At 71.5% G+C, this 12,511-nt stretch carries 9 protein-coding genes; 5 read left to right on the top strand and 4 right to left on the bottom strand.

What is annotated here, in order from left to right; genetic code table 11:
* Nucleotides 1-25 precede the first annotated feature (25 nt).
* Nucleotides 26-949: a serine hydrolase gene (locus ABZX90_RS06550; RefSeq protein WP_355201967.1), complete on the top strand. Its 924-nt coding sequence runs from the start codon at nucleotides 26-28 to the stop codon at nucleotides 947-949.
* A 178-nt stretch (nucleotides 950-1,127) separates the two neighbouring features.
* Nucleotides 1,128-4,856, top strand: a complete 3,729-nt coding sequence (locus ABZX90_RS06545; protein ID WP_355201964.1) for an ABC transporter ATP-binding protein — start codon at nucleotides 1,128-1,130, stop codon at nucleotides 4,854-4,856.
* Here the strand turns inward: ABZX90_RS06545 and ABZX90_RS06540 are convergent.
* Nucleotides 4,840-5,316 carry a hypothetical protein gene (locus ABZX90_RS06540; protein ID WP_351128492.1) on the bottom strand — a complete coding sequence of 159 codons (477 nt, stop codon included), beginning with the start codon at nucleotides 5,314-5,316 and terminating at the stop codon, nucleotides 4,840-4,842. The two genes, ABZX90_RS06545 and ABZX90_RS06540, sit on opposite strands and share 17 nt — an antisense overlap.
* A gap of 185 nt (nucleotides 5,317-5,501) precedes the next feature.
* On the opposite strand from ABZX90_RS06540, the gene ABZX90_RS06535 reads away from it, so the two are divergent.
* Both ABZX90_RS06535 and ABZX90_RS06530 read left to right on the top strand, forming a co-directional pair.
* Complete coding sequence (locus tag ABZX90_RS06535; protein ID WP_351128490.1) at nucleotides 5,502-5,891, top strand: hypothetical protein; 390 nt, start codon at nucleotides 5,502-5,504, stop codon at nucleotides 5,889-5,891.
* Between the two features lie 170 nt (nucleotides 5,892-6,061).
* Complete coding sequence (locus tag ABZX90_RS06530; protein WP_355201961.1) at nucleotides 6,062-7,525, top strand: S28 family serine protease; 1,464 nt, start codon at nucleotides 6,062-6,064, stop codon at nucleotides 7,523-7,525.
* 31 nt (nucleotides 7,526-7,556) lie between these two features.
* On the opposite strand, the gene ABZX90_RS06525 is transcribed toward ABZX90_RS06530, so the two are convergent.
* The 3 genes from ABZX90_RS06525 to ABZX90_RS06515 all read right to left on the bottom strand — a co-directional run bounded on the left by ABZX90_RS06525 (nucleotide 7,557) and on the right by ABZX90_RS06515 (nucleotide 11,428).
* The gene (locus ABZX90_RS06525; protein ID WP_355201958.1) at nucleotides 7,557-8,189 is read right to left on the bottom strand and encodes a hypothetical protein; all 633 of its coding nucleotides are present in this window, start codon (nucleotides 8,187-8,189) and stop codon (nucleotides 7,557-7,559) included.
* Nucleotides 8,190-8,301: 112 nt separating this feature from the next.
* A complete protein-coding gene (locus tag ABZX90_RS06520; protein ID WP_355202349.1) occupies nucleotides 8,302-10,065 on the bottom strand; it encodes a glycoside hydrolase family 3 protein in 1,764 nt (587 codons plus the stop codon).
* Nucleotides 10,066-10,516: 451 nt separating this feature from the next.
* Entirely contained in the window at nucleotides 10,517-11,428 is a 912-nt protein-coding gene (locus tag ABZX90_RS06515) for a LysR family transcriptional regulator (protein WP_355201955.1), read from the bottom strand.
* 116 nt (nucleotides 11,429-11,544) lie between these two features.
* On the opposite strand from ABZX90_RS06515, the gene ABZX90_RS06510 reads away from it, so the two are divergent.
* On the top strand, nucleotides 11,545-12,450 hold the full coding sequence (locus ABZX90_RS06510; RefSeq protein ID WP_351128482.1) for an EamA family transporter: 906 nt from the start codon (nucleotides 11,545-11,547) through the stop codon (nucleotides 12,448-12,450).
* Nucleotides 12,451-12,511: the final 61 nt, after the last annotated feature.

Below are 12,511 nucleotides of genomic sequence, written 5' to 3'. Positions count from 1 at the left end.
CGGTTCAAGGGGATGGGAAGCCTCCATGACTCACCGGATATCCCGGGGTGCCCGTGTGCTCGCAGCGAGCCTCGGTGCCGGCGTGATCGTGCCGTTCGCGGTCGCCGCGGCCCCCGCGGTCGCCGCGCCGGCGCCCACGGTCAGCTGTACGTCGGGCAAGGCCGGCCTGGCCGCCAAGCTGCAGAAGGACATCACCGCTGCCCTCGCCAACCGCAGGGGCACGGTCGCGGTCGGCCTCTACGACCGCACCACGAACACCACCTGCACACTCCGCGCCACCACCGCCTTCGACTCGGCCAGCACGGTGAAGGTCACCGTCCTCGCCGCGCTGCTCTGGGACGCGAAGAAGCACAACCGCTATCTGACGAGCACCGAGACGTCGCTCGCCACCAAGATGATCACCCAGTCGGACAACGCCTCGACCACCAAGCTGTGGAACCAGCTCGGTCTGACGAAGATCAAGGGCTTCCTGACCGCGGCGGGGATGACGAAGACCACGCCGGGCACCGGTGGCTACTGGGGTCTGACGCAGATCAACGTCACCGACGAGCAGAAGCTGCTGAAGCTCGTCACCGCCAAGAACACGGTGCTGAGCGACAACTCCCGGGCGTACATCCTGAAGCTCATGGGCCAGGTCATCTCCTCGCAGCGCTGGGGGACACCGGCCGGGGCGCCCTCGACGGTCGCGGTGCACGTCAAGAACGGCTGGCTCTCGCGCTCCACGAACGCGTGGCGGGTGCACAGCCTCGGCACCTTCAACGGCGGCGGCCACGACTACATGATGTCGGTGCTCACCGTCGGCAGCGGCACCATGGACTACGGCGTCGCCACCATTCAGGCCGTCGCCAAGGTCATCCACAAGGACCTCGTGCCGGTCACCGTCGCCGCCCAGCGGTTCACGCCGACCTCGCATCCGACGGAGGCCTTCCCGGCCGTCCCGGCCGACTGACCGAGGCCGCACCCCGGGCATCCTTACGCCCGTACTCCCGCGTTCGCACGCCTGTACGTCTTCTTCCGTCCGCCCGGCCACTCTGCCCGGCGGGCGGATGATTGTTGCGGAGGGATGAAATCCGCTCCGCCCGGCGTTGGTGCCTTCCGGCGGAGTGAGATCTACGGAAGGCACCGGAGTGGCAACGGAGCAGGGCTGGGCGCGGCGGCTCGCCGGGTACGCGTGGCGGTACCCGAAGGACGTGGTGCTCGCGCTCGGCTCCTCGCTGGGCGGCATGGCCGTGATGGCGGTGGTCCCGCTGGTCACCAAGGTGATCATCGACGACGTCATCGGCGACCACAGCCGGGGCATGGCCCCCTGGGCGGGCGTGCTCCTCGGCGCGGCCGTCGTCGTCTACGTCCTCACCTACATCCGCCGCTACTACGGCGGCCGGCTCGCCCTCGACGTCCAGCACGATCTCCGTACCGACATGTACGAGACGATCACCCGGCTGGACGGGCGGCGCCAGGACGAGCTGTCCACCGGCCAGGTCGTGGGCCGCGCGACCAGTGACCTCCAGCTGATCCAGGGCCTGCTCTTCATGCTCCCGATGACCATCGGGAACATCCTGCTCTTCCTGATCTCCCTCGGGATCATGGCGGCGCTCTCCCTGCCGCTCACCCTGGTCGCGCTGGCCGTCGCCCCGGCCCTGTGGGTCGTCGCCAAGCGCAGCCGCTCCAAGCTGCACCCCGCCACCTGGTACGCGCAGGCGCAGGCCGCCGCCGTGGCCGGGGTGGTCGACGGCGCCGTCAGCGGCGTCCGCGTGGTGAAGGGCTTCGGGCAGGAGGACCAGGAGACCGGCAAACTGCGCGAGGTCGGGCGGCGGCTCTTCGCGGGGCGGCTGCGGACCATCCGGTTGAACGCCAAGTACACCCCGGCCCTCCAGGCCGTGCCCGCCCTCGGCCAGGTCGCGATGCTCGCGCTCGGCGGCTGGCTGGCGGTGCGCGGCCAGATCACGCTGGGCACCTTCGTGGCGTTCTCCACGTACCTCGCGCAGCTCGTCGGGCCGGTGCGGATGCTGGCCGTCGTCCTCACCGTCGGACAGCAGGCCCGCGCCGGTGCCGAGCGCGTGCTGGAGCTCATCGACACCCAGCCGTCGATCAAGGACGGCACCAAGACCCTGCCGGCCGACGCGCCCGCCACCGTCGAGTTCGACGACGTGTCGTTCGGATACGAGGAGAGCCGGCCGGTACTGGACGGGCTGAGCTTCGAGATCCGGCCCGGCGAGACCCTCGCGGTCGTCGGCTCGTCCGGCTCCGGCAAGTCGACGGTCTCGCTGCTGATGCCCCGCTTCTACGACGTGACGCACGGCGCCGTCCTCATCGGCGGGCACGACGTCCGCGAGCTGACCACGGAGTCCCTGCGCGCCGCGATCGGGCTCGTCCCCGAGGACTCCTTCCTCTTCTCCGACACCGTGCGCGCCAACATCGCCTACGGCCGCCCCGACGCCACCCAGGACGAGATCGAGACCGCGGCCCGTGCCGCCCAGGCGGACCGTTTCATCGCGGAGCTGCCCCGCGGCTACGACACCAAGGTCGGCGAGCACGGTCTCACCCTCTCGGGAGGGCAGCGCCAGCGGGTCGCGCTCGCCCGCGCGATCCTCACCGACCCCCGGCTGCTCGTCCTCGACGACGCCACCTCTGCCGTGGACGCCCAGGTCGAGCACGAGATCCACGAGGCGCTGAAGCACGTCATGCAGGGCCGCACGACCCTGCTGATCGCCCACCGCCGCTCCACCCTGAACCTCGCCCACCGCATCGCCGTCCTCGACGGCGGCCGGCTCGCCGACATCGGCACCCACGACGAGCTCCAGGCCCGCTCCGCGCTCTACCGGCGACTGCTCACCGACCCCGACGAGCTGGGCGGCGTTTCCCCGGGCCACGCCCTGCCGGCGGCACCGCAGGAGGACACCTCGGTACGCGACGAGCTGGACGCCGAGTTCGACGCCGAGCGCGGGGTGACGCCGCACCTGTGGACCGGCGACCGCGAGCCCAGGGACAACGCCCTCGAAGGAATGCCCGCCACCCCCGGACTCCTCGCCCAGGTCGAGGCGCTGCCCCCGGCCAACGACGTCCCGGACGTCGACGAGGCCCGCGCGGTCAGGGCCGAGGACTCCTACGGACTGCGCAGACTGCTGGGCGGCTTCGGGGCCCCGCTGCTCGTCAGCCTCGCCCTGGTCGCCGTCGACGCGGTGATGACCCTGCTGCTGCCCATCCTGATCCGGCACGGCATCGACCAGGGCGTCACCCGGCTCGCGCTCGGCGCGGTGTGGGCGGCGGCCGCGCTCGCGCTGATCACCGTGCTCGTCCAGTGGGCGGCGCAGATCGGCGAGACCCGGATGACGGGCCGCACCGGTGAGCGGGTCCTCTACGCGCTGCGCCTGAAGATCTTCGCGCAGCTCCAGCGCCTCGGCCTCGACTACTACGAGCGCGAGCTCACGGGCCGGATCATGACCCGCATGACGACCGACGTCGACGCGCTGTCGACGTTCCTGCAGACCGGTCTTGTCACCGCCTTCGTCTCCGTCGTCACCTTCTTCGGCATCATGGTCGCCCTGCTCGTGATCGACGTACAGCTCGCGCTGGTCGTCTTCGTGACGCTGCCGCCCCTGGTCATCGGCACGTTCTTCTTCCGCCGCGCGAGCGTCAAGGCGTACGAACTCGCCCGCGAGCGGGTGTCGGTGGTCAACGCCGATCTCCAGGAGTCGGTGTCCGGGCTGCGGATCCTCCAGGCGTTCCGGCGCGAGGGCGCCAGCGCACGGCGGTTCGCGGAGGGCAGCGACAGCTACCGCAGGGCGCGGATCCGCGGGCAGTGGCTCATCTCCGTCTACTTCCCGTTCGTGCAGCTGCTGGCCTCGGGGGCCGCGGCCGCGGTGCTGATCGTCGGCGCCCACCGGATCGACTCCGGCACGCTCACGACCGGCGCGCTGGTCGCCTACCTCCTCTACATCGACCTGTTCTTCGCGCCCGTCCAGCAGCTCTCGCAGGTCTTCGACGGCTACCAGCAGGCCACCGTCTCGCTGGGCCGCATCCAGGAACTGCTCAGGGAACCGACGTCGACGAAGGTCGCCGACGAGCCCCTGGAGGTGCCGTCGCTGCGGGGCGAGATCGCGTTCGAGGACGTCGACTTCGCGTACGGCCTGGCGGACGAGGCCGAAGAGGCGCTCAGCGCGGTGTCGTTGCGCATCCCCGCCGGGCAGACCGTCGCCTTCGTCGGGGAGACCGGCGCGGGCAAGTCGACGCTGGTGAAGCTGGTCGCGCGGTTCTACGACCCGACGGGCGGGCGGGTGACGGTCGACGGCACGGACCTGCGCGACCTCGACATCACCGCCTACCGGCACCGGCTCGGTGTCGTCCCCCAGGAGGCCTACCTCTTCCAGGGAACCGTCCGCGACGCCATCGCCTACGGCCGTCCGGGCGCCACCGACGCCGAGGTGGAGGCCGCAGCCCGCGCGGTCGGCGCGCACGACATGATCGCCACGCTGGACGGCGGCTATCTCCACGAGGTCGCCGAGCGCGGCCGCAACCTCTCCGCGGGACAGCGCCAGTTGATCGCGCTGGCCCGCGCGGAGCTGGTCGATCCGGACGTGCTGCTCCTCGACGAGGCGACGGCGGCGCTGGACCTGGCGACGGAGGCCCTGGTCAACCAGGCCACCGACCGGCTGGCGGGCCGCCGCACGACACTGGTGGTCGCCCACCGGCTGACGACGGCCGCCCGCGCGGACCGGGTCGTGGTGATGGACCACGGCCGCGTCACCGAGGACGGCACCCACGACGAACTGCTGCGCCTCGACGGCCGTTACGCCGCGTTGTGGCGGACGTTCGTGGGCGCCCCGGAAACCGAGGAGCCCGTCAGCTCCTCGGCTTGATGTCGGAGATCTTCTTCGTCGCCAGATCCGACTGCACCGTCAGATAGGTGTACGTCGGATGCCGGTCGGAGCCCCAGGTCAGCCGGACCGTCGACCAGGTGTGCCCGGCGCCGCTGTCGCCCGGCGTCACCTTCCAGGCGCGCGGCACGTCCTGGGCGCGCAGCACCCCGTCGGCGTGCTGGCGGTTCTCCCAGGAGGCCAGGCGCGAGCGGAGCCCCGCGGTCAGATAGAAGGAGCGCAGCTGGGTGTCGAGGCGGCCGGAGCCCCCGTCGGTCACGGCGTCGATGTAGGAGCCGTAGAAGTCGGCCACCCGGTCGTAGGCCGGACCGTTGCTCCCGCTGCGGGCGGGCGGTGGGGCGACGGAGCCGGCGACGGCCGGCACCGAGGCACCGGCGGTGATCAGAAGAGCCGCGGCGACGACTGCGCGGCCGGTCGTGCGGGAGGGCTTGATGCCGGACATGAACTACCGCCTTTCGTTTTCTGATCAGTTGGACCCTCCATAAACGGGCACGGTTGCCCCAAAGAAGGAAAAAACCTCTCCTGGGTGAGGCGCGGATCGACAGAGACACTCGCGCGGTACGCAACCATCCGCCGTACGTCCTGCGTCCGTACACCAGTACGCTGATTGCTGCGGGAGGGACGACAGTGGACAGTGGTGCGATACGCCGACGGCTGGCGCTCGGCGTGGCCGTGCTGACCGCGTCCGGGTTGCTCGCGCTCATGAGTCCGGGCAGCGCCCAGGCCGCCCCCTCCTCCTGCTCGGGTCGCAAGGTCCGCACGCTGCCCTTCACGACCGGTTCCGTGCATGTGTACAAGCGCAGCGGCTATGTCTGCGCCGTGACGTTCCCCGAGGCACGGGGCTCCCGCAAGCGGATGTCCGTCAGCGTGCAGGCGCGGGGCGGCCGGCCGGTGGTCGACTCGGGGCACTTCGCCCATCGCGCGGGCCCGGTGACCGTGTACGCGGGCCACCGCTGCGTCCGGATCAAGGGCTCGGTCGGCTCGGGATCGGTGAGCTCCGGCTGGATCCTCTGCTGAGCCGCTGAGCCGTACGCCTTCGGGGACTCTCCCCTTCTGGCGGTGCCGCTCGGCCGGCCTGCCCCGCCGCATCACAGAAACTCCACAGCGTTGGCCCAAGAACCCCTGGTGTCACGGGAGTTGCTCCGCTAGGTTCCGGCGGACATCTGCGTATTCCCAGGGGAGGGTGCATGCGCAAGGCGCTCAGATGGCTGCTGGCGCTCACCGTGCTCATAGGCACGATGAGCACGGCCGGGGCGGCCACCGCTGCCCAGCCGGAGGCCACCGACACCGGCACGACAGGTACCGTCGGCACGGCCGACGAGGACATCCTGGACCGGCTTCTCGCGGTCCCGGGCATGAGCCTGATCCAGGAGAAGCCATACACCGGCTACCGGTTCTTCGTGCTGAACTACACCCAGCCGGTCGACCACCGGCACCCGTCCAAGGGCACGTTCCAGCAGCGCATCACCGTGCTGCACAAGGACACCGCGCGCCCGACCGTCTTCTACACCGGCGGCTACAACGTCTCCACCAACCCGAGCCGCCGCGAGCCGACCCAGATCGTGGACGGCAACCAGGTCTCGATGGAGTACCGCTTCTTCACGCCGTCCCGTCCCGACCCGGCCGACTGGTCCAAGCTCGACATCTGGCAGGCGGCCAGCGACCAGCACCGCATCTTCCAGGCGCTGAAGCCGATCTACGGCCAGAAGTGGATCTCCACCGGCGGTTCCAAGGGCGGCATGACCGCCACGTACTACGAGCGCTTCTACCCGCGCGACATGGACGGCGTCGTCGCCTACGTCGCGCCCAACGACGTCGTCAACGACGAGGACTCGGCGTACGACCGATTCTTCACTGCCGTCGGCACCAAGGAGTGCCGCGACAAGCTGAACGCCGTGCAGCGCGAGGCCCTCGTCCGCCGGGAGCCGCTGGAGAAAAAGTACGCGGCGTACGCCGCCGACAACGGCTACACCTTCACCACGGTCGGCAGCCTGGACAAGGCGTACGAGGCGGTCGTCCTCGACTACGTGTGGGGCTTCTGGCAGTACAGCCTGCTGAAGGACTGCGACGCGATCCCGGCGGACGCCGCCCACGCGAGTGACGACGACATCTGGAACTCCGTCGACACGATCTCCGGCTTCTCCTTCTACACCGACCAGGGCCTGGAGCCGTACACGCCGTACTACTACCAGGCGGGCACCCAACTGGGCGCGCCCACCATCCACTTCCCGTCCATCGAGAAGAAGTACATCCGTTACGGCTACCAGCCCCCGCGCGACTACGTGCCGCGCTCCATCCCGATGAGGTTCCACCCGTCGGCGATGCGTGACGTGGACGGCTGGGTCCGCCACCACGCGCACCACATGCTCTTCGTCTACGGCCAGAACGACCCGTGGGGCGCCGAGCGCTTCCGTCTCGGCTCCGGAGCGCGCGACGCCTACGTCTTCACGGCGCCGGGCCTGAACCACGGCGCCAATGTCGCGGGCCTCGTCGCCGACGAGAAGGCACTCGCCACCGCCCGCATCCTCGAGTGGGCGGGCGTGGCCTCCGCGACGGTCCGGGCGAACCCGTCGGCGGCCAGGCCGCTCGCGACGTTCGACGCCAAGCTGGACCGGCGTGACGTCGAACGCGAGATGACGCTGCGTCCGTAGCGTCCCGGTCCCGGCTGTGCCCGCCCCCCGTTCACAGCGGGCGGGCGCAGCCCACCGGCCGGGTGCCGCCGAGTTCGACATAGAGCTCCGTGGCGGACGGGCAATCGGAGCGGGCCGTGACCGCCGACGTCACCTTGTACTCCGGGCGCTTCTTGCCCGTGCCGTCGCACGCCGTCTCGCGGACCTGCCCGCGCCCCGCGCCGTAGACGCAGTCGCCGACGACGGTACGGGGCCCTCCGCCGCCGCCCGGGTCGCCGGGGTGCGGGGGTTCGAGCTTGCGCATGCAGGCGTAGCCCCGGGGGACGGCGCCGTCGCCGTTCTCGTCGGAGGCGGGCCCGGTCTCGCTGATGTGCAGGACGAAGTCCGTGGTCGCCGGGCAGGACGGGCCGTCGGCGATGTCGCCGTCGTAGCGGGCGATCACCCGGGCGGCGGCCCGTTCGCTGCCGCAGGGCACCTCCGTGAAGCTGGTCGTGCCGAAGGAACTGCACTCGTCACGGCCGAGGAAGACCGATCCGTAGCCGGAGGGGCGCGTCGAGGCCGGTGACGGGTCGGGTTCCGGGGCTCCGGAACCGGACCAGTGGTCGCAGCCCGCGAGGGCGGCCGCGGCCAGCAGCAGAGCGCACACCATTCCCGCGGAACGCCGACACACCGAGCTGGCTCGCATGGCTTCCCCCCAGAACCCCCGCCCAGCGTGACCCGCCGAGGCGGGCACACGCCAGACATGCGGGTCCCTTTGGCGCACTTGGAGGTGGTGCGCCGGGTGGGCTGCGTACGGGCTAGTACGTCAACCCGTACCCGATCGGGTACAGCACCTGCGCCGGGTCGTCCGCGCGCTGCACCGGCACCGGCAGCCTGCCCCGGGGGTCCGCCCGGCCTGCGATCACCCGGGCGGCGGCGCGCAGTTCGACATCGGTCCAGGAGTAGGCGGCCAGGCAGGCGCCGACGCCCGGGAGCCGGGCGACGTCGTACGGGTTGCGGATGGCGACGGCGATCACCGGGACACCCGTGGCCAGCAGACGCTCGACCAGGGTCTTCTGGGACCCGGTCGCCGTTACGTTGTACGTCCCGACGACCACCGCGTCCGCGTCGGCCGCCGCCGCGACGGCCTTGGCGATCGTGGCCGCCGACGGTGCCGTACCCGTGGACAGGGCCGTCGCCGTGAAGCCCAGCTCGGTCAGCGCCCCTGCGAGGACGGTGGTGGGCGGCCCGTCGGACAGCGAGGGGGAGGCGGGATCGGCGCCCACCACCAGCACCTTCGGGGTGCGCAGCCGGGACAGCGGGAGCAGCCCCTCCTTGTTGACCAGCAGCGTGGTGGTGCGCTCGGCGATCCGGTCGGCCGCCCGGAGATGCGCCGGGGTGCCGACCACGCGGTCGACGCCCGCGTCACGGACGTACGGGTCGCTCAGCAGCCCGTGCTTCGCCTTGAGCCGCAGGACGCGCAGGATCGACTCGTCGAGGCGGGCCTCGGTCAGTTCGCCGCCGCGTACGGCGTTCAGCACCGCGTTCCACGCGACGTTCAGGTCGGGCGGGTTGAGGAGCTGGTCGACGCCGGCCTTGAGAGCGAGGACGGGGACGCGGTCGTCGCCGTACTTCGTCCGGACGCCCTCCATGCCCAGCGAGTCCGTCACCACGACGCCGTCGTAGCCGAGTTCCCCGCGCAGGATGCCGGTGAGGATCGGGTGGGAGAGGGTGGCGGGGTCGCCGGCCGGGTCGAGCGCCGGGACCATGATGTGCGCCGTCATGATCGAGTCGATGCCGGCGCGGATCGCCGCCCGGAAGGGCACCGCGTCGAGGTCCGACCACAGCTCGCGGCTGTGGGTGATGACGGGGAATCCGAAGTGGCTGTCGACGGCGGTGTCGCCGTGGCCGGGGAAGTGCTTGGCCGTGGCCGCGACGCCCGAGCTCTGGTACCCCTTCACCTCGGCCGCGACCAGGCCCGCCACCGCGTCCGGGTCCGCGCCGAAGGAGCGGACGCCGATCACCGGGTTGGCCGGGTTGACGTTCACGTCGGCGACGGGGGAGTAGTCCTGGCGGATGCCGAGCGCGCGCAGTTCGGCGCCGCCGATATGGCCCACCGTTCGGGCGTCGGCCCGCGAGCCGCCCGCGCCCAGCGCCATGGCGCCCGGGAACAGCGTCGCGGGCTTGCCCACCCGTGCCACTATCCCGTGCTCCTGGTCGGTGGAGATGAGCAGCGGAAGTCCGCGCGGCAGTTCCAGCGAGGCCCGCTGGATCCCGTTCGACAGAGCGGCGATCTGGTGCGGATCGCGGGTGTTGTGCGCCCAGGCGAAGTAGATGATGCCGCCGACGCGGTACTTGGCGATCAGCTCGGCGGCCGTGCGGACGCCGATCTCCTTGAGGTTGGCGTCGATGTCGGCCTGGTCGGGCGCGGTGGCCGAATGGCCGTACACCCGCATCACGAACAGCTGGCCGACCTTCTCCTCCAGTGTCATACGGGAGATGAGGGCGCGCAGTGCCTTGTCGCCGTGCGGGCCGGCTTCGGCCGCGTGGGCGTGGGGGCCGGCGGCCAGCGCGGCGGTGATGCCCGCGGTGGCGGCGAGGACCGTACGCCGGGAGGGTCTTGACGGTCTGTCCGGCTCGGCTGGTCCGGACGGTCTTGTGGTGCTTCCCGTGCTGGAGTCGCGCACAAGCGCTCCTTCCCTCGTGAAGGAAACTTCCGAGGAGTCACGAATATCCGGGAAGTTTCTTCCAGTCAAGGGTGTGCACAGTATCCGGGAAGGGGCCGCCACCGGCGCAGTTGGAGGGGGGCGCGCCGGTGGCGGCGTGCTGCCGTCCGCAGGCGGCGGAGAGGGTTGGTCAGCGATCGCAGCCAGCAGCGAGGCCGACACCGCACTGCGGAGACTCATCCGGCAGCATGCGGATGGGACGAAGCGGGAGGGGCCCGGGTTCCCGGGATCGGGGGGAACGCCGGAAGTCGGTGCGGCTGGGGTGGGTGAGGGTCCTGGGCCCTTCCGGCGTAGGGTTCCGGGCCTCTCAACGGCGCGCCGACACCTTCGGCCAGTGCGCCTGGAGGGTGCGGACCGTTTCGGCGATGGCCGGCCGGCGCGCCGCCCCCGAGCGCCACAGCGCGTACAGATGGCGGACGGGCAGGGGGTCGAGCGGCACCTCCACCACCCCGGCGGGGAGCGGGCCGCGGCCGAGACGCGGGACGAGGGCGACGCCGAGACCGGCGGCGACGAGGGCGATGAGGGTCGGGTTCTCCTCGGCCTGGTGGACGATGTCCGGCTCGTGGCCCGCCTCGCGCAGGGTGCGGACCAGCCAGTCGTGGCAGACCCGGCCCGGCGGCTGGCAGATCCACCGCTGACCGCCCAGATCCTCCCGCCGTACGGAGGCCCGCCCGGCGAAGGGGTGCCCGGCGGGTACGAGCAGATCGCACAGGTCGTCCCCGATCACCGCCTGCTCCACCCCCGGCGGGGCGGGCAGCGGGGCGATGTCCCAGTCGTGCGCGACGGCCATGTCGACCGCGCCCTTGGCGACCAGGTCGACGGACAGATGCGGGTCGATCTCCGTGAGACGGGTGTCCAGGGCCGGGTGCCGCGCGGCCAGGTCGGCGAGGACGGCCGGCATCAGACCGCGTGCCGCAGAGGCGAACGCGGCCACCGTCAGCCGACCCGCCGGCATCCCCCGGCGCTCCTCCAGATCGGTCTCGGCCCGCTCCACGATCGCCAGCAACTCCTGTGCGGTGGAGGCGAGTTGTTCGGCCTGCTCGGTGAGACGGACACCGCGCCCCCGTCGTTCCAGCAGCACGGTCCTGGTCTCCCGTTCCAGTTTCGCGATCTGCTGGGACACGGCGGACGGGGTGTAGCCGAGCGCGGCCGCCGCGGCCCCGACCGTGCCGTGCACGGAGACGGCGTGCAGGGCGCGCAGGCGCTGGAGATCGAGCATGGGAGCCTCCCGGGTCGCGGCGTCGCTCACCTCCCAGCTTACGTAAGCGCTGCTTCATCCATCCCTGTAGATATTCGCGCTGGTGCTACATGGTGGAGGCGTCAGATGCTCGACGCATGCGACCCACCCACATCAGCCTCGCCGTCCTCGTCGCCGCCGTCTGGGGCGTGAACTTCACCGTCATCGAGGTCGGACTCGACCACTTCCCGCCCCTCCTCTTCTCGGCCCTGCGCTTCCTGGTGGCGGCCCTGCCCGCCGTGTTCTTCGTGGGCCGTCCCAAGGTGGCGTGGAAGTGGATCGTGGCGGTGGGACTCACCCTCGGCGTCGCGAAGTTCGGGCTGCTGTTCATCGGCATGGACGCGGGGATGCCCGCCGGACTGTCGTCCCTCGTCCTCCAGATCCAGGCGGTCTTCACCGCGCTGATCGCCTTCGCCTTCCTCGGCGAACGCCCCACCCGCGTCAAGCTGTCGGGCATGGCGGTGGCCCTGTGCGGAGTGGGCCTGGCCGCCGTCGACGAGGGCACGGCCGGTCCCCTCGGCGCCTTCGCCCTGGTCATCGCGGCGGCGGCCTGCTGGGGCCTGTCCAACGTCCTCACCCGCAAGGCGTCCCCGCCCGACCCGCTGAACTTCATGGTGTGGGTGAGCACCGTCCCGGTCCTCCCGCTGCTCGGCCTGTCCCTCCTCACCGAGGGCCCCTCCCGCGACCTCGACGCACTGCGCGCCCTGGACTGGCAGGGCGCGTCCGTGGTCGTCTACGTCGCCTGGGTCACGACCGTCTTCGGCTTCGGCGCCTGGGGCTGGCTGCTGCACCGGTACCCCGCCTCCACCGTCGCGCCCTTCTCGCTCCTCGTCCCGGTCTTCGGGATGTCGTCGGCGGCGCTGTTCCTCGGCGAGTCGGTCAGTCCGCTGCGGTGGGCGGCGGCGGCCCTGCTGGTGGGCGGGGTGGCGCTCACCTCACGGACGCCACGGAAGGTCCCGTCGGCGGAGGTTCCGGCGCGGGAGCGGGCCGGGACGCCGGCATGACCCCAGGGCCGTTGCCGGCGTTCCCGGTCTCCGGGCCATCACCGCCAGGGGTGTTCGGGGC

Source organism: Streptomyces sp. NPDC002935 (genome assembly GCF_040611295.1).
Lineage (GTDB): Bacteria > Actinomycetota > Actinomycetes > Streptomycetales > Streptomycetaceae > Streptomyces.
The sequence above is the reverse complement of the archived record's forward strand: the minus strand, read 5'-3'. Positions and strand labels throughout refer to the sequence as shown.